The sequence below is a fragment of the Rothia sp. HMSC072B04 genome (assembly GCF_001813725.1).
GTDB lineage: Bacteria > Actinomycetota > Actinomycetes > Actinomycetales > Micrococcaceae > Rothia > Rothia mucilaginosa.
The window spans coordinates 5939-6316 of record NZ_KV813811.1; the positions used below are offsets into that span (position 1 = coordinate 5939).

The 378-nt window shown below is 53.7% G+C and carries 1 CRISPR repeat array.

Annotation, left to right across the window (positions count from 1 at the left end):
* Nucleotides 1–318: direct repeats of the CRISPR family, unit length 25 nt; unit sequence AGTCCCTCCGAAAAGGAAGGGAAAT.
* Nucleotides 319–378 lie beyond the last annotated feature (60 nt).

A 378-nucleotide genomic window follows, 5' to 3' on the forward strand; every position in this document is an offset into this window, starting at 1 on the left:
AGTCCCTCCGAAAAGGAAGGGAAATGCTCACGCCAGGGTTAGCCCGCTGCACGCTCTGCAGAAGAGGCCTCAATGAAAGTCCCTCCGAAAAGGAAGGGAAATGCTCTAAGCGCCGCTCTATCTGGACTAGCACAAGAACGCCTCAATGAAAGTCCCTCCGAAAAGGAAGGGAAATCCCGCCGGGGCGCTTTCAATCGTGACCGACAGCTGAGCCTCAATGAAAGTCCCTCCGAAAAGGAAGGGAAATGATGGATCAGGCCCCCGTGGCTGAATTGCAGAAGAGCCTCAATGAAAGTCCCTCCGAAAAGGAAGGGAAATCACCTGTGCAGTACATTTGCCGCTGAACCTGGTCGCCTCAATGAAAGTCCCTCCGAAAAG